Source organism: Micromonospora sp. CPCC 206061, from assembly GCF_036906915.1.
GTDB lineage: Bacteria > Actinomycetota > Actinomycetes > Mycobacteriales > Micromonosporaceae > Phytohabitans.
The window spans coordinates 1-15,285 of the sequence record NZ_JBAKHX010000122.1 but is presented as its reverse complement, the minus strand read 5'-3'; the positions used below and the strand labels follow the sequence as shown (position 1 = coordinate 15,285).

Annotated in this window: 16 protein-coding genes; 5 read left to right on the top strand and 11 right to left on the bottom strand. The window is 67.7% G+C overall.

What is annotated here, in order from left to right; genetic code table 11:
* Window positions 1–205 precede the first annotated feature (205 nt).
* From V6V89_RS38765 to V6V89_RS38720, 10 genes are all read right to left on the bottom strand, one after another.
* A complete protein-coding gene (locus tag V6V89_RS38765) occupies window positions 206–1,507 on the bottom strand; it encodes a hypothetical protein (protein WP_334624670.1) in 1,302 nt (433 codons plus the stop codon).
* Window positions 1,504–2,139 (bottom strand): GGDEF domain-containing protein, encoded by a 636-nt coding sequence (locus tag V6V89_RS38760; RefSeq protein WP_334624669.1) that lies wholly within the window; start codon window positions 2,137–2,139, stop codon window positions 1,504–1,506. Before V6V89_RS38760 ends, V6V89_RS38765 begins: the two co-directional genes overlap by 4 nt.
* A 166-nt stretch (window positions 2,140–2,305) precedes the next feature.
* Window positions 2,306–2,704, bottom strand: a complete 399-nt coding sequence (locus tag V6V89_RS38755) for a hypothetical protein (protein WP_334624668.1) — start codon at window positions 2,702–2,704, stop codon at window positions 2,306–2,308.
* On the bottom strand, window positions 2,701–3,435 hold the full coding sequence (locus V6V89_RS38750; RefSeq protein WP_334624667.1) for a hypothetical protein: 735 nt from the start codon (window positions 3,433–3,435) through the stop codon (window positions 2,701–2,703). The genes V6V89_RS38755 and V6V89_RS38750 overlap by 4 nt, the downstream gene beginning before the upstream one ends.
* Complete coding sequence (locus V6V89_RS38745; protein ID WP_334624665.1) at window positions 3,432–4,151, bottom strand: GGDEF domain-containing protein; 720 nt, start codon at window positions 4,149–4,151, stop codon at window positions 3,432–3,434. Before V6V89_RS38745 ends, V6V89_RS38750 begins: the two co-directional genes overlap by 4 nt.
* A 206-nt stretch (window positions 4,152–4,357) precedes the next feature.
* Entirely contained in the window at window positions 4,358–4,888 is a 531-nt protein-coding gene (locus V6V89_RS38740) for a hypothetical protein (RefSeq protein ID WP_334624664.1), read from the bottom strand.
* Window positions 4,885–5,289, bottom strand: coding sequence for a hypothetical protein (locus tag V6V89_RS38735; RefSeq protein WP_334624663.1), 405 nt, complete (start codon window positions 5,287–5,289; stop codon window positions 4,885–4,887). Before V6V89_RS38735 ends, V6V89_RS38740 begins: the two co-directional genes overlap by 4 nt.
* A gap of 364 nt (window positions 5,290–5,653) precedes the next feature.
* Window positions 5,654–6,157 (bottom strand): hypothetical protein, encoded by a 504-nt coding sequence (locus V6V89_RS38730; RefSeq protein WP_334624662.1) that lies wholly within the window; start codon window positions 6,155–6,157, stop codon window positions 5,654–5,656.
* Window positions 6,158–6,564: 407 nt separating this feature from the next.
* On the bottom strand, window positions 6,565–7,407 hold the full coding sequence (locus tag V6V89_RS38725; RefSeq protein ID WP_334624661.1) for a TRM11 family SAM-dependent methyltransferase: 843 nt from the start codon (window positions 7,405–7,407) through the stop codon (window positions 6,565–6,567).
* Window positions 7,400–7,966: a hypothetical protein gene (locus tag V6V89_RS38720; RefSeq protein WP_334624660.1), complete on the bottom strand. Its 567-nt coding sequence runs from the start codon at window positions 7,964–7,966 to the stop codon at window positions 7,400–7,402. Before V6V89_RS38720 ends, V6V89_RS38725 begins: the two co-directional genes overlap by 8 nt.
* Before the next feature lie 251 nt (window positions 7,967–8,217).
* On the opposite strand from V6V89_RS38720, the gene V6V89_RS38715 reads away from it, so the two are divergent.
* Together V6V89_RS38715 and V6V89_RS38710 are read left to right on the top strand one after the other, a co-directional pair.
* Window positions 8,218–8,973: a hypothetical protein gene (locus V6V89_RS38715; RefSeq protein WP_334624659.1), complete on the top strand. Its 756-nt coding sequence runs from the start codon at window positions 8,218–8,220 to the stop codon at window positions 8,971–8,973.
* Window positions 8,970–9,170 carry a hypothetical protein gene (locus V6V89_RS38710; protein ID WP_334624657.1) on the top strand — a complete coding sequence of 67 codons (201 nt, stop codon included), beginning with the start codon at window positions 8,970–8,972 and terminating at the stop codon, window positions 9,168–9,170. Before V6V89_RS38715 ends, V6V89_RS38710 begins: the two co-directional genes overlap by 4 nt.
* A gap of 46 nt (window positions 9,171–9,216) precedes the next feature.
* Here V6V89_RS38710 and V6V89_RS38705 read toward each other — a convergent pair whose 3' ends face one another.
* Window positions 9,217–12,438 carry a hypothetical protein gene (locus V6V89_RS38705; protein ID WP_334624656.1) on the bottom strand — a complete coding sequence of 1,074 codons (3,222 nt, stop codon included), beginning with the start codon at window positions 12,436–12,438 and terminating at the stop codon, window positions 9,217–9,219.
* 880 nt (window positions 12,439–13,318) lie between these two features.
* Between V6V89_RS38705 and V6V89_RS38700 the strand changes: the two genes are divergently transcribed.
* Genes V6V89_RS38700 through V6V89_RS38690 form a run of 3 tightly spaced genes read left to right on the top strand, consistent with a single transcriptional unit; the run spans window position 13,319 to window position 15,237 of the window.
* Window positions 13,319–13,615: a pilin gene (locus tag V6V89_RS38700; RefSeq protein WP_334624655.1), complete on the top strand. Its 297-nt coding sequence runs from the start codon at window positions 13,319–13,321 to the stop codon at window positions 13,613–13,615.
* Between the two features lie 11 nt (window positions 13,616–13,626).
* Window positions 13,627–14,601: a conjugal transfer protein TrbL family protein gene (locus V6V89_RS38695; RefSeq protein WP_334624654.1), complete on the top strand. Its 975-nt coding sequence runs from the start codon at window positions 13,627–13,629 to the stop codon at window positions 14,599–14,601.
* A gap of 3 nt (window positions 14,602–14,604) precedes the next feature.
* Entirely contained in the window at window positions 14,605–15,237 is a 633-nt protein-coding gene (locus tag V6V89_RS38690) for a PrgI family protein (RefSeq protein WP_334624653.1), read from the top strand.
* The last annotated feature ends 48 nt before the right edge of the window (window positions 15,238–15,285 follow it).

The following is a 15,285-nucleotide window of genomic DNA, read 5'->3' as shown; positions in this document are numbered from 1 at the left end:
GTCGTGATCGTCATCAGGTGCTCTCTCCTTGATCAGGAGTTACACCGATCTTTTTACACTCCCACGCGATCAGTGCACTCCGCGAAAGCGTGGGGAACTCACGTCTACGCGGCGCTGTTTGATTGACCCGTGAGCTGGTGTGGCGCCGAGTCAGCAAGGGCACAAGCGTGGTGGCGGGGTCATGCCCCGCCACCAGTCGCTGTTCCTACTTGCCGGCATCCCCTCCCGGGTTGCCGCTGCTGCGATGGTCGAGGATCCGCACAGTGGTGCTCAGCTTGATCGGGAGGTCCTCTGAGCCGCGCAGGAACGGGTGGATGTAGACCGGGCGGCGCAGGGTCCGGCCTGGTCCGTATGCCTGGTTGCGCCAGTGTCCGGTGACCCAGATGCGGCTGGTGTAGGTCCGGCCGGTGCCGGTCGCGGTGCTGCTGGCGGTGTCCTCTCGTCGGGTGCGGGCGCGGATACGCACGATGCGTACGTCGGGCAGCGGCCGCTTGGCGCGGGCGTACCTCTTGCGAATGGTCTTGTCGATTTCGGCGGGCGCCGTTTCGCCGGCTTTCTGTGCGATCAGCAGCCAGGTTGCCAAGAGGATTGCGGAGCCGTGGTCGTGTGCGTCGTTGACCAGTTGCTCGTGGCGTAACTGGAAGGTTCGTATGGGTGCGAGCCAGCCCACCGCGTCGCGGAGGTGTTGCATCGTCTGGTCGTCGAGGCCGGTGCCGATGGCGCGGTAGGCCACGGCCTGGATCATGTCGGCGTGTGTTGACCATGAGATGGCCGTGATCCTGCGGGCTGTCGCCGGACGTGTCCAGACGAGCAGTCCGTCGTCGCCGGGTGCGAGATCCTTGTTGGCGGTGACCGCCGGCATCTGCGTGGCGGCGTGTTCGGCCAGTTCGGTGAAGCTGTTGTCGATCCAGTAGAGCCGGGCTCGGTCGAGGCTGTCGGCGAGGTGGTCTCGCGTCTGGGTGATGCGCATGCTGGCGGGTAGCCCGTCGGCGCCGCGGTAGAACGCGGCGAGCCGGTCGCGGACCTTTGGCAGGTCGCGCGGGCTGAGGTTCAGGTCCGGCCACGCGGTGGTGGTGATCAGGGTGCGACCGGGTCGCCGTTCGTCGAGGAAGGCTTGATGCAGTCTTTGGGCCTCGGCGTGCGCGAAGGGGATGTTGTGCATGCCCATGCGGCGCATGGCGCGGTCGACTGCCCGGTGTGCCTTTCCGGCGTCGATGTCGGCCATGCAGGCCACGCAGGCGGCCCATGCTTCGCCGAGGTGCTGCAACAGGTTTGTTTGTGCGCTGCTGGCAAGTACCGCGACCCCACCACCGCGCAGTGTCCACATTGGGTGGTGGTCGCCGCAGAAGTCGCAGGTTCTGTTCACGGTGTCGAGTTGGGCGACGGGGACGGGTACTGGCTGGTGCCCGTCGTCGTCATGGTGCAGTGGGTGGATGTAGTCGCCGTCGAGGACGTTGAGTGGGGTCAGGCAGGTGGCACAGGCCATTTCTTCACGCGGGCCGGTCATGCGGTCACGCCCCGGTATCGCTGGCGCAGGTCGCGCAGGCGCGGGCCTCGGCTCGGCGCGCTCGTGGGCATTGGCGTGCCGGGTTCGTAGGTGGCGTACCGGTTTCCGCCGCGATGCTTGGCGCGGTACACGGCGACGTCGGCGCGGCGTAGAGCGAAGTCTTCGAGTGGGTCTGTGGTTTCGACGATGGTCGCGCCGATGCTGACGGTCACCGTGATTGGCGCGTCGTCGGCAGCCAACTCGACTGGCCGGGCGATCTTTCCGACGAAGAGGTCGGCGACGTGGCCGTGTTCGTGATCCCGCAGGGGCAGCATGACAGCAAACCCGTCGCCGGAGAGCCGGGCCTCGGTCCAGCTGCGCAAATCAGCGACCTCGGTGATTCGTTCGCCGATTTCGATCAGCAGGTCCTCTCCGGCCTCGTGCCCGTAGGTGTCGTTGACGAGCTTGAAGTCACCGAGGTCGATGGGCAGGACAGCCGCGGGCCGTGCATTGTCGGCGACGGCGCGGGCGGCGTAGAAGCCGACAGCGTCGGCCCGTTGGGCACGCAGGCGGCGGATGGCGGGCCAGGCGACCAGCCTGGCGACGAGACACGCCACCAGGGTGGTGGCGATCAAATTCGGCGCTTGGGACACTTGGGTCCTCCTTTGGTGGAGAACCCGGGACGCGAACGTTTTGGTAGGCGAGAGCGTCCCGGGTCCTGAATGCGGCGACGACCCGCCGAAGGCGGGCCGTCATTCGTGTTTGTGCCGCGATGCCGGCGGCAACGGCGGTGCGGTGAGGAAGTGGGTGGCTGCTCGGTCAGCGCTCCGAGGCCGGTGGTGTGGAGCCGTCGATGGTCCAGGCCGCACCGACGCGGGCGGGGTACCGTCCAGCCGTGCCCTTGGCCCAGCGGTAGGCCGGTTGCCGGGGATCATCGGTGCGTGAACGGCGGCCAAGCAACCGGGTGGGATCGCTGGGCGTGCCTAACGGTCGGTGCTCGTACTTCTCCGACAGCACGTTGACGTACTCCACATGGGAGGCGTACGGGACGTACACACCGTGCAGGATGGTGCCGCCGAGCCGGTCGCAGCAAGCGATCGAGACCGGATACCAGCCGTCGATAGCTACGGTGGCGATGTGGCCGCAGTCCAGGAAAAGGTCGAATACGCACAGCCGATGGATCTGGGTGGCATCTGGCTCGGGATGCCGGCTGGTCATCCCGTTTGCCGCTGTTCGTGGAGGTGCTGGCAGACCGTCTCTGGAGCGCTGTAGTGCCGGATGATCCACTTGGCCTTGGCGGCGATGATCTCGTCTCGGCATGCCTCGAGTCCCATGGCGAAGGCGGCGTCGATGAGCCGCTGCGCTGTCTCGGTGTACATATATTTCCTGGCCAGCACCGGGCGTCGACGCCGGCGACTTGGCGGCGCGGGTCGTTGGGTGGCTGCCGGCTCGTCGTTTCCTCTACCCGGCCACCAGCCGGACAGCGGTCCTTTGTAGTCGCGATCCAGGCAGTAGCGCGCCAGAGCGTCTACCCAGGCAGGCATGCGCTTGACCTGCTCCAATTCCTCGAACAGTGCACCAGTTACGGCTCCGTCCCTGGTGAACCTGTGAAGTGCTGTTCCCGGGCCATGATTCAGGTGCGCGGCGATGAGCCATGCCGTGTCGCTTCGGACGGCGCGCTTCGCCCACGTTGCTTGCTCGATGGCTCGTTTGATCTTGAGCCGGTCCAGTGGGTGCGGTACCCGCACTGGCAGCACTAGGCCGGCGGGGTATCGGCTAGTAGCGGTGCTCGGTCCGTAGTCGTCCGCCCAGGTGAGGTGGACGTACGGGCCGTCGTGGCGGACCGCGGCGACGCGGGCGATGCCGAGTGACGGCTCTATTGCCAGGTCGCCGCAGGTCAACCTTCCCGCTGAGCGCATGACGATCTCGTGGCGAGGCTGACTGATCATGGCGTCACCTCGCCGTCGAACCGCCCGTCTGCCGGGCGTTGGTCGCGGCGGCGTGGGCCGTGCCGTCCGCTGTTGCGGGGCATGCGCATTTCGGGGTGGTAGGTGCGGTGGCTGCCGGGGTGCCGTTTGGCGTGGTAGAGGGCGATGTCGGCGTGGTGGAGCATCGCGCCGAACGTGCCGTAGATGCCGTCGTACACGGCGATGCCGGCGCTGGCCGTGGGATGCAAGGTGATGTGGCCGTCGTCGGTGCGCAGGATGGCCGGCTCCGCGACGAGGTTCAGGATGGTGGCCACCGGCTTGGCAGGTTCATCGCCATTCGTGGGGAGCAGGAGGAGGAACTCGTCTCCCGCGAGGCGTGCCGCCATCCCGCCGTGTGCCTTGGCAGCGACGGCCAGCCGCTCGGCGACTGCGCGTAGCAGATCGTCGCCGGCGTGGTGGCCGTAGGTGTCGTTGGTGCGCTTGAACCCATCGAGGTCGACCAGGGCGACGGTGGTGGCGGCGCCGAGCAGTTCACGGACGTTGAAGAGCTGTTCCGCCGACGTCCGGTTGGGTAGGCCCGTAAGCCGGTCGTGCCCGGCGACGTGTTGAGCCGCACGGAGCCGGACTTCGAGGAGATCAACCTGGGCCTGGAGTGTGCGGATTGTTGGGCGGGCGCTGAGCCAGCCCGCGGTGAAGCTGAGTGCCGCGGTGGCGGCAAGGGCAGCATGGATGGACACTGGAGTCCTCTCATTGAGAGAACCCGGGACGCTTACGTTTCCTAGGCGGTGGCGTCCCGGGTCCAATAACGGATGACGGCCCGCCGGTGGCGGGCCGCTTTTCCTGTGTTTGGGCCGCTGATCGGCGGCCTCGTGCTTGCCGGACGGCCCCTCAGGCCGGTTGTCGGGCTCGGGCCTGGGCTCGGCATGCTGGTCCGGTGTGTGGCCTATCCGCGTGCGGTGATGGGGCGCACGCGGAGGATCTGGTTGGGTAGCAGCAGCGCCGCCGGCAGGTTGGTGATTGGGTCGGTGATGACCGTGTAGTCGCGTGCCCAGACGGCGTGCCATGCCTCGGCAGGCTGGCCGGCGCGGTGGCCGTCGGGGTCGCCGAGCACGATGCCGACTCCGGTGAACGCTGTGGCGTGTCCGCTGGCGCGGTAGTGGTCCATGCGGCCGGCCAGCATCGGGCATGCGGCGATCGAGTAGTGGAAACACTCGGGGTGCATGGCGGCTTCGGCGGCGATGTGGCGGCGCAGGTCGCGGTCGCGCATCGCGAACACGTACCGGGCCTGCAGGGGGTGTCCGCAGATCTGGCACCACCGGCGGTGCAGGGCCTGTGCGGCGCGATCGGCGTCGACCGCGCCGAACCGGTAGCGGCCGTCCGCAGTCTGGGCAGTGATCCAGGGCACGACGAGCCCAGCTGTGAGCGGGCGGTGACGCAGCCTCACCGGAATCGTGGGCGGGGTCGATTCGCTCATATCTGTACGTCCCGTCGGGCGCGCGTTGCCGGCCGGGGACGCCCCCGCAGGATCAGCTCCGACACGTTGTGCAAGAGCTGGTGGACTAGCCATGACCGTGCGGTCGGCAGAACGATGACGTAGGACGCGCCGACGCGCTCAGCGTGCGTGAACATCTGCGGACTGTCGGGGTTGACGGTGGCTACGACGACGAAGCCACCGCAGGACAACGGGTTGCGGATCCGGGCGATGAGGTCCGCGCCCACGATGATCAGCCGGCGGCGGCTGGCGTACCGACGGCCGTCCAGGATGGATTCGTTGTACTCGAACACCCAGCCTATGTGCTGCTCGATGATCCATAACTCGGCGCGCAGCGGGCGGCTGGCGGTGATGGCTAGGACTGGCCACCAGCTGACTGGCATGGAAACCTCCAGATACGAAAAATGCCGGCCTCCCGAGCAGGGAGACCGGCGAAGATTGATTGGCGCCGAACGTTGGGCAGCCCCGCAAACGAGCGGGCCCAACGCTGCACGGTGGACTGATCGGCTCAGGCGGCCAAGACCAGGTCGAAGGCCCGCTTCTTCAAGGTGACGGCACCGTCGGCGAGGGTCTTGGTCAGGGCGCGTCGGCTGGCTCCGGCATCCGGGTGCTCACCTTCGTTTCACGCCGGTGATCGCGGCGGTCTGTGAGGCGGCCGTGCTCGGCATGCGGGCAGCCATCAGCGCACGGCCGGCGTCGGTGGCGAGCAACTCGTGCTGTTCGATCGCGATCGTCTCGGCGCGCAGCTCACGAATCCGTGCCTCTATCTCGCCGGTTGATGGTCATCGCCGCAGCGCCGACCCTGCTGGCGAGATGCGCTTCCTTGACCAGACCGGCGGACTCCTCCAGCCGGCAACATGCCGTCGCCATAGCCGCGGTCAGCGCCAGCCGTTCGCCGACCGACAGGGCGGACAGGTCGGCTCCACTGCCGGTGTCGACCTGGTGGGCCAGCCGGCGGCTGATCTGGGCGAGGTGGGACAGCAGCAGGTTCAGGCCGTTGAGCAGCCGGGCGAACTGGGCGCCGTCGCCGACAGTGTGCCGGCCGTGCGGGATGGCGTCGGACAGGTGCTCGGCCATGCGCAGCATGACCTCCATCGCTGTGGCTGTGTGCGCCGGGCTGATGCCGGCCTCGTCGCCGAACAGCTCGTCCAGTGTGGCCATCAGCTCGGGCTTCTGCGGCAGGCGCGGGGCGTCGGGTAGGCCGTCGTAGAAGTCGGCGTGGGTGATCAGGTACCAGGCGTTCCTGAGCATGGTCGGCTTCCTTTCGGTGGGCATGACGAAAAGGGGCGGCCATCGGTGGTGGCCGCCCCTCACGGAACAGGAATGTGACAGGTCGCCCCGCGCCGGGCGGCGCGAGGTCGACACTGTGTTGGGGACGGGGTGCTGAAGGGCCTGTCAGCCCTAGCGTCGGGCGGCCGACCCCCGCAGGGGTGGGCAATGCCGGCGCGCGGCGGGCTGTTAGGTCAGCAATGGGGTGGTGCGAAAAGGGTGTGCCCCGAGGCTAACTCGACGACCTGACAGCCCAGCCCGGCCGACCCTGCCTCGGTGCTGACAGCACCGGTCAGCGCTACCCCGCGGGACTGACACCGCAGGCCAGGGACGCCGGGACAAAGGTTCACCGGTCAGCGCGGGCCGGGCTGGTGGCGTACCGGAGCCGACTAGCTGCGTCGCAGCACGAGGACGTCCTCATGCGCGACGAGGTGCACCGGGATGCCTTCGGCGCGGGTGCGGCGTACGGCCATCAGCCCGAACATGCTGGCACGGTGCACGATCTGCCCGTCGCGGACGGCGGCGAGCATCGCCGCGCATCGCTCCACCGGAACCAGTCCAACCGACTTCGCGACCGCCAGCAGCTCGCCGGGCAGGTCGATGAAGTCGTCGCGCTGTCGGCGTACCGGGCGGCAGGTGATGACCACGGTCCCGCCGGGACGCACCAGCTGGTAGCTGGCGGCCAGGATAGCGGCGAACCCGTCGAGCAGGCGTGACCACCCCGCGTAGGCGAGGTTGCCCCTCGCCTTGTCCCCATACTGGTGGTCCCGCTTGCGTACGCCGGTACTCGTGGCCCGCACCAGCCCATGGGTTCCGCGTCCGTACGGCGGCGAGGTGAGCACCAGGCTCACCTTGCCGACCGCTGAGGCGGGCACCAGATCGAGCAAGCTGGTGGCGTCGCCGGTGACGACCTTCGCCTCGCCGGCGGCGCCCTGGCTGGCCGCCAGGGTGAGGTTGGCCTCGGCGAGTGCGGTGAACCGCGGTTCGATGTCCACGCCGAGCGCGTCCCGGCCGAGGTGGACCGCCTCGACCAGGGTGGTGCCCGACCCGCACATCGGGTCGAACACCAGATCCCCTGGTGCGGTGTTGGAAGCGATGGCGTGCGCGGCCAGGTTGGGCAGCATCTTGCCCGGGTGACTGGAGGTCTGGGGGACGTAGCGGCCTCGCCGCTGGTCACGGGCCGGTCGCTGGCAGGTCAGCCAGACCGACGTGACCGACAGGGTTTCAGCCATCGGCGCCGCCATCCTCGACGTGAGAACGGGTCAGGATCAGCACGTCAGTGTGGATGGCGAGCTGGCCCCGGCCGTCGCGGACGGCCGCGTCGGTGGCGGCGACGATGTGCTGCAGGTACGCCAGCCGCACACCCTTGGCGGCGGCCACGACATCGGCGGGAAGGGTCGGGTCGCCATGTGGCAGGAGCACCGCCACACAGCCGCCCAGCTGGAGTTGGGCACGGCATGCGGTGAAGAACTCGGCTTCGGGCGCCTCGACTGGCCAGCCGGTGACGATCAGCGGCGCGTTCTCCTTGCCCCAGCCCACCGTTTTCGGGGACTGGAGGTGGCTGCGCCGCCGGGCGTTAATGATGGCTCGGGCCAGCTGCGGACCGTCGGTCAGGTCGATGATGAGGTCTCCTGGGTGGGTGAAGCCGTGGACCAGCCGCACGCCGAGCGCGTTGGACATGCTCTCGCCGCGTCGCGGGGCGGGCACGGACCAGACGGTGATCGGGACGGGCGGGTCGCCGGGCACCACGTCACCAACCGGGACGGGTGCGTTGTGATGGGCGTCGGTCATAGGCGTGTTGGCCCCCGGACCGGTACGGCGTTCTGACGTGACCCAGTGCCGTCCTGACAGGCCGATCGAACCCGCCCGGGTCCTGTCCGGACCGGTCACCGCCGGTTCTGACCGCCCGCGAACCTGACATCACCTGTCCGGACCTGTCCTGGTCTGACAATGGCTCGTGGTGTCAGGTCGAGCTGTCCCAATCGAGGAGCATCACGCCCCGCGACCTCGCGGGGCGCGGCTTCTTCGAGGGGAAAACGCCCATGCCTTCCACCAGAACCACGTCGGCTCTGTCGTCCGCCGAGACCGCGTTCGCGCTGCTGACCTGCGAACCGGCGCCGCTAGCCTTCGACGCCCGCCCGGTGCCGGGCCTGCCGAACCGCACCATGCCGCTCAACGAACTGCGTGAGCTGCTGATCGGCGTACCGCACTACGTCGAGACCACCGACGCGCTGTGGCGGCAGCTGGCCAACCACGCCCGCGAATGGGGGCCGGCGTGGGTCGTCGGCGCGGTCGGGGTCGCGCTGCCTGGCTTGACCCACATGGCGACCCGCATCGGCAGCGCCTACCCACGCCACGCCGACGACATCGACTCCGAACTGCTCGCGGGATTCCTGCACGCACTCAAACACGCACCGCTGGAACCGCCGAGGCTGTGGCTGCGGTTCTGCTGGTCAGCGTGGCGGGCCGGAGCCGCAGTCATCAAAGCCGAACCGACCGAGGAACTGCCCGCCGACCTGGCCACCGGCTCCCGGTCACCGGCGCTGCCGTACGGACATCCGGAACTGATCCTCGGCCGGGCCGCCGCCGCTGGCATCATCACCGCTGAGCAGGCCGAGCTCATCGCCGGCACCCGGTTCGGTGACACGCTGATTGAACAGCTGGCCACCGAGACCGGTGTGCCCGCGCCGACGCTGCGCATGCGACGGCGGCGTGCGGAACGGCGTGTCGCCAGGGCGGTTCTGGCCGGGGACCTGACCACCACCTGCCGCGCGATGACGTTGGGCGTGGTGCGATGAGCAACTGGAGCCCCGATTCCCGTTCCCTGTTCACCCGGGTAGTCGACGACATCTTGGCTCAAATCCGCGAGGGCCGGCTACAGTCGGATCAGCGGTTGCCATCGGGCCGCGAGATGGCCGACCGCGACGGCGTGTCGATCATGCCAATGACCGGTCTGCCGCTCGGAACCGGCTCGGCTTGCCGGCCATGGAGCTGATGACGCCGCGTGTGGTTATGTCGTTGCGTGTGGGAAGGGACACCACCTATCGAATGCGGATCGGTGGCTCGATCAGGCGCGCCTGCAACGGTTCGCCCGGTTGGAGCCAAGGAGTGTGTGCCGGTTCCTTGGCGGCTGCGTGCCATTGTCGGCAGGGTCGGTCGATGGCAATTGCGCTGATGGTGAGGTCGCCGTCAGCGTCGATCCGCATTCTCAGGAATGATCTTGCCGCCTCGTGTCCTTGGCCGGAGAACAGTTCGGTGTAGTTCACACCGTAGGCGCCGGCACCGTACAGGTACACGGCGAACAACAATGTGGCGACGAATCCGGCGACGGGTCCGTAGATCACGAGAGCGGCCACCGCCGACATCGGCGATGGCCAGGAGACGAACGGTAGCTGCAGCCACACCCAAGTGCCTGCGGCCGCTAGACCGATGTGAGCAAGACCGTGACAGATCGCGAGGATCCAAGGCTGTGGCGTCGGGCGTCGAGACGTTGATGCGCCGGGTAGCAGGTTGGCCAGTGCGATTGCAAGCGACATGATCAGCAGTAGCAGCGCGACCGTCAGCCCGCCGATGGGTTGTTCTTGTCGCTGGCCCGCGCGCTCGGCGACTTGGATCATTGCGAGCAGGGTGAGCGCGTGCAGTACGCCGAGCAGCGTGCTCAGTCCCGGGTTGCGTAGCGGTAGGCGCCCGAAGATGCCGGCCGCGAGCCGTCGTGACGTTGTGCGGTCGGGGTAGGCGGTCCGCAGTACGAACCGCTCCGGCGGAGTCGCGCGGCGGTCAAGCGTCGTTCGCGGTGGCAGGTCCATCTCTGCGGCCAGCCGATCGGTGCCTTGTACATAGGACCCGCCACCGCCACACGTGATGAGTTGTCGACCCGTGCCGTGTGGTCCGACAGTTCGTGCCTGCTCGTAGCGCGAATAATGGTGATACCCGCCGGCCAGGATGACGGCAACCCCGGCTCCGGTCGGAGCAATCACCTGCCGTATGAACAGGTCGGTGGAGTTGTAGGCGTCCGGGTCATCGGCCACGCGGGACCAGGTAGCGTCGGGAAGACAAAGGATGACCCGGCTTTGCGGGGTTAGCATCCGCGCCGCTTCGCGGAAATAGCGGCGCTGCGGCAGGTCCACCTCGCCGCCCGCGGTGTCGAGTCCGAACAGCCACCATCCGGCGGGCAGCTTGATAGCGAAGTAGCTGCGGCTTTGCCGCGTTCGCCAGCCACCGATTCGCTCCTCGGCGCTGAACACGCGCAGGAAGGCTGCCTGTCCGTCCTCCCAGTCGCCCGCACCGGGCAGCGCGTACAAGGTGGGCTCCGGCCCACCTTCAACAGTGGGCAACGCCGCCGTATATGGTCCGAGACACCGGTCTTCGTAGTTCTCTCGAGACGGAAACCCGAGCACCTCGTTGCCTCCCATGACCAGCACGTCGCCGCGGGCTAGCCGGTGGCCGTCCACCGTGAGCTCTGGCTGCGCCAACGTCCACGCCACGCTGTAGGTGGCGTTGAACCCGTCACCTACGGAGGCGACGTAGTCCAGGCCCACCCCGTCTGGCGCATCGTGTTGGAAAATTTGGGAAGGTAGCGCGTTCTGCAATTCACGCTTGTCGAGAAAGGCTCCGAAGATCAGCTTCATCATCGTCGTCACTAGCTTGCCGGCAAGTAGCATCGGAGCCAGCCACGGAATTGGCGGGCGTGGTGTGAAGCCAAGCTCCAACGGATCGAGCGACCGTGGTCTGCGCAATGCGGACTCCAATGCGAGAGCGGCGGTGCGGGCTTTGGTGGCTCGGCCGAACACCTCCGTCGCTGCGCCCGAGCGGCTGTCGGCGGCAAGTTTGAGGCCGAGACGCGACAGCGCGTCAGGGTCGCCGGCATCAGCGGCCTCCCTGTAGCGGGCCTCGGCTTGCTCGTGCTCGCCACGTGCGTCCAGAACCTGCGCCAGTACATAGATGGCGTTGCCGCGTCGTTTGGCCACTGAGGACTGCACAGCAAGGCGTGTAGCGCGGTCCGCGAGCTCCAGCCGTCCGGTCTCGAGGGCCGCCCGTGCAACCTCGACGGCAACCGCTTCGTCGAGCAGCGCTGCCACCTGGTCGAAGACGGCATCTGGAACGGGTGGTGAGTCCGGATCGGTCTGTGTCTTATCGACCAGGTAGTCAAACGGTCGGTAGCCGCCGTCGGCATCCTTGATCAGGCAGCTACTGGCCCCGGCCACCAGGGTGGTGGCCCAGCCCAGCCCTTCGTCGAACGAGGCCAGGTCGGGGTGGCTCGCGAGCACCGGATTCAGATATTGGGTGTAGAGGCGCAGCAGGACCTCGCTCGACAGCGGGCGATGGTAGCCGGCCCGCCAACAGTCCACCGCAGCGCAAACGATCGCGGCACCGACACCAGGCGCCTTCAAGTCGATGCTGCGGCCGTTCTGCCACTCGTCGAAGGTTCTCGGTCCGGCCGCCATGTACTCGGCGAGCCCGAACTCGAACTGGCTCAGCGCAGACCTCAGCCGCGGGTCCGTGCTGCGCGCCAGCGCCCGTTCACGCTCGGCCGCTGTCAGGTTCCGGGGAATTCGGATATCATTCGCGATTCCGCGCAAAGACTGAGCCCACGACTGACGCCAAGTGTCATCCCACATTGTGAATACCACTGCGACGTCGGAGCGACCTGGTGGCACGAGGCGCTGCGCCAGCGCCTGCACGTTGTTGACGGATTGATCGATTGACGGATTGAAATTGTCGAGCCAGATCACCGCATCACCGATATGGCCGCCCAGGCCGAGCACCTCGTCCAGCGCCCCGATCACGGTCGGCATCACGAAGAACCGGTCCGGCAAGGTGCGGCGCACCGCCTCGTACGCGGCGCGTGACTTGCCCGCGGCAGACGGTCCGTGCACCACGATTACGCCGCCCCGGCGCAGTACTGCATCCAGCTTGTCGTCGAACGCCCGCTGTTGATATTCCGGCTGTCCCGTCGCGCCCTCGATGGCGCGGTGAACACCAACCCGCATGGGGTCGCTGACATCCCGCACACGCGGAAAGCGCCCAGCGTTGACCAGGAGGAACTTTTGCTGTTTGAGATCTTCGAGCTTCTCGCGCCGATCCTCGACCCGGCCACGGATCCGGTCGATGCCACTCTTGAACGGCTGTATGCCGGCGGTAACAGCGGCCGCCGCCGAGGCGATCACAATGACCAACCATGCCGTTTTGGTCTGCGCGCCATATGCTGCAGCGCCTGCCGCGATCACCGAACCGGCCACCACGATCGCCGCAGAAAACCACAAGAGTGGCGACCATCTGCGCCCGGGCGGAAAGATCGGACCTCGCGACCTGGCCGTCATCGAAGGAAAGGCTCCTCAGCGGCCGTCGGAGCCGCCACCAGCACGATCTTGAACCCGGTGAAATCGGACACCCGCGCAACCTAGCACGCACGAAGGCAAACGCGGCCCGGACGTCAATTTCTTTGCCCCTCCGGTCGAACGTCCATTCGACAGGTACACGCAACACTCCCGGCCACCGCGACGACTCACTACGGACGCCAAGCGGCAGCCAGTCTGCCCACATTTCGGTCTGATCATTGAGCCCTGCCGAATCAACGTGCCGCGCGGCACTCCCGCGACGTCCTGGACGAGGTGGCCAGCACCTGAGGACCAAGACCCGTGCCGGAAAGCTGCGGCCCCGCCGGGCGGCCGGCATTCGAGGGCATCGAGCCTCACGGCAGCGGTCTGAAGGTTCATCGATTCCACCCTCGCTCTTCGCGTCCGGCGCATGGCGCCGGGCCCGGACGCAGTTTTCGAGCCGCCGCCCCGGGCCGCAGCCGGGCATGCGCCGGCCCATGCCCCCCTCTGTCTAGTGGGCAGGCTGATCTACCGCGCGGGCGCGGTCTGGTCGTGTCAGGTTGCGATAGGTCCAGACAGGTCGCGGGCGAGTTCATCTGACCTGACAGCCGAGATCTGAGCGGTGCATGCCATCCACGGCATGCCCGCCCGGTGGGGAACAACCACTGGCTACAGGATTCGCGCGGACCGGCATGGACTGCGGCGACGGCGTACTGACATCGAGCCCTTCGCAAACCGCAAGGGAGGAGCGCCCCCAACCGGCCCGCACTGTCCTCTGTGACTAGTTCCTCACCGCGGCGGCCCACTACATTTGTGGAGCCGCGCAATGCATACCACTGTCTCTGTTCTGGCTGACCTGGCCGCTGCCGTCCCGCAGCCGCTGGCCGCACCCAAAACCATCGGCGAGGTCATCGCCGGCATCACCGGCTGGATCATGGGCATCCTCGCCCTGGTCGCCACCCTGTTCCTGGTCATCGGCGGCCTGCGCTACATGGCCGCCGGAGGCGACCCGGCTCAGGTCGAGCAGGCCAAGTCGAACTTCAAGTCCGCGCTGATCGGCTACGCCCTGGCCGTGCTCGCGCCGGTCGTTCTGCAGGTGCTGCAAGGCATCCTCGGCGGCTGAAGGCCACCGTCATGGTCGACCGGCTGATGAACGGCCTGGTGAACTGGCTCGCTGAGAAGGTCGTCGACCTTCTCAGCGGGCTGCTGGCCTTCCTGACCTCATCTGTGTTCCTGTCCCCGGACGTCACCGTCCTGCCGCAGGTCCAGACCATCGCGGGCAAGTCCGCGCTGGTCGTCAACGTCTGCTACATCCTGGCCATCATCACCGCCGGGATCGTCGCCATGGTCGGCGGCAGCGTCGAAATCCAGTACGGCGTCAAGGAACTGGTGCCCCGCCTGGTGGTGGGGTTCATTCTGTCGAACTTCGCCCTTCCACTGTGCTCGGTGCTCATCGAGGTCGCCAACGCGCTGACGGTGTCGATGGTCGGCACCGCCGCGCCGACCAGCCAGGCCGTCTCGATGGCCAAGACCCACGTTGCCTCCGCGCTGACCGACCCGAGCACCGCCCTGCTCGCGCTGATCATCGGGCTGCTGATCGTGTTTCTGTTCTTCGCGTTGCTGTTCGGCTGGTTCGTGCGCGTCGGGGTGCTGGTGATCCTGGCCGGGCTCGCCCCGCTCGCGCTGGCCTGCTACTGCCTGCCCTACACCCAGCCGGTCGCCGCCTTGTGGTGGCGCACCCTGCTGGGCTGCTTGGGGACCGCCGCCTTGCAGGCGATCGTGTTCTCCACGGGCATCCAGTTGCTGATCGATCCGAACTCCAGCCTGCCGGTGCTGCTGGGCCTGCCTGGCTCGGACATCGTCAACCTGCTGCTGGTCGTGGTCGTGCTGTGGACCACGGTCAAGATTCCCGGCCTGATGCGAAAGTTCGTGACCCATCAGGGCAACAGCACCAACGCGGTCGGGCTCGTCCTGCGGACGGTCGCTGTGCAGTCGCTGACCCGCAACGTGTTCCGCCGCGTCCCCGCGCCTGCACAGCGCATCGACATGAGTACGCACACCCACCACCACTACCGGCGGCTACGCCGTGTCTTCCTCAATGGAGGTTAGAAAATGCAGACCACAGAAGACGTTCCGCGGGCGACGGTGCCCGCGAACATCGGCGCGGCTGACAAGATCGCCTTCGGTTTGACGTTCCGGCAGCTGGCCATCCTCGGCGGCGTGGGCTTGGCCGGGTTCGGCGCCTACCGCACCTACGGGCAAATCCTGCCACCCATGGTGTGGCTGATCCTCGGCCTGCCGATCGCCGCCGTCACGGTGGTGATCGCACTCGGCCGCCGCGACGGCCTGCCCCTAGATGTGTGGCTCAAGCACGCCTTCGTGCTCACCCGCACGCCCCGCACCCTGGCTCCCGGCCAGCCGCGGGCGACCTCGGTCGCCGCGGTGGCCGGAAAGCCGGTGCTGCCCGCGCCGTTGCGCTCCCCGGTCACCGCGATCAGCCCGGCCGGAGTGCTGTCCGCCGAAGGCGCCAACTGGGTCGTCATCGCCTGCGGCACAACCAACATCCACCTGCGCACCGGCGAGGAGCAGGCCGGGCTGTTGGACGGGTTCGGCCGGTTCCTCAACTCGCTGACCGGCCCGGCGCAGCTGGTCGTCTCCGCGCACCGGCACGACCTGACCGGTTACGCCCAAGCCATCGCCGACAACGCGCCCCGCCTGCCGCACGCGGCGCTAGGAGGCTCCTGAATAACCCCGTTTCGGGGGTGCGGGTTTCGGGTGGTGGTGATGGGGAGG

Bases quoted from the DNA above. Each gene is read 5' to 3' on its own strand.
- V6V89_RS38700 (WP_334624655.1), top strand. From the start codon at position 13,319: ATGCATACCACTGTCTCTGTTCTGGCTGACCTGGCCGCTGCCGTCCCG.
- V6V89_RS38765 (WP_334624670.1), bottom strand. From the start codon at position 1,507: ATGACCGGCCCGCGTGAAGAAATGGCCTGTGCCACCTGCCTGACCCCA.
- V6V89_RS38690 (WP_334624653.1), top strand. From the start codon at position 14,605: ATGCAGACCACAGAAGACGTTCCGCGGGCGACGGTGCCCGCGAACATC.
- V6V89_RS38730 (WP_334624662.1), bottom strand. From the start codon at position 6,157: ATGCTCAGGAACGCCTGGTACCTGATCACCCACGCCGACTTCTACGAC.
- V6V89_RS38750 (WP_334624667.1), bottom strand. From the start codon at position 3,435: ATGATCAGTCAGCCTCGCCACGAGATCGTCATGCGCTCAGCGGGAAGG.
- V6V89_RS38695 (WP_334624654.1), top strand. From the start codon at position 13,627: ATGGTCGACCGGCTGATGAACGGCCTGGTGAACTGGCTCGCTGAGAAG.
- V6V89_RS38715 (WP_334624659.1), top strand. From the start codon at position 8,218: ATGCCTTCCACCAGAACCACGTCGGCTCTGTCGTCCGCCGAGACCGCG.
- V6V89_RS38720 (WP_334624660.1), bottom strand. From the start codon at position 7,966: ATGACCGACGCCCATCACAACGCACCCGTCCCGGTTGGTGACGTGGTG.
- V6V89_RS38755 (WP_334624668.1), bottom strand. From the start codon at position 2,704: ATGACCAGCCGGCATCCCGAGCCAGATGCCACCCAGATCCATCGGCTG.
- V6V89_RS38725 (WP_334624661.1), bottom strand. From the start codon at position 7,407: ATGGCTGAAACCCTGTCGGTCACGTCGGTCTGGCTGACCTGCCAGCGA.
- V6V89_RS38740 (WP_334624664.1), bottom strand. From the start codon at position 4,888: ATGAGCGAATCGACCCCGCCCACGATTCCGGTGAGGCTGCGTCACCGC.
- V6V89_RS38710 (WP_334624657.1), top strand. From the start codon at position 8,970: ATGAGCAACTGGAGCCCCGATTCCCGTTCCCTGTTCACCCGGGTAGTC.
- V6V89_RS38735 (WP_334624663.1), bottom strand. From the start codon at position 5,289: ATGCCAGTCAGCTGGTGGCCAGTCCTAGCCATCACCGCCAGCCGCCCG.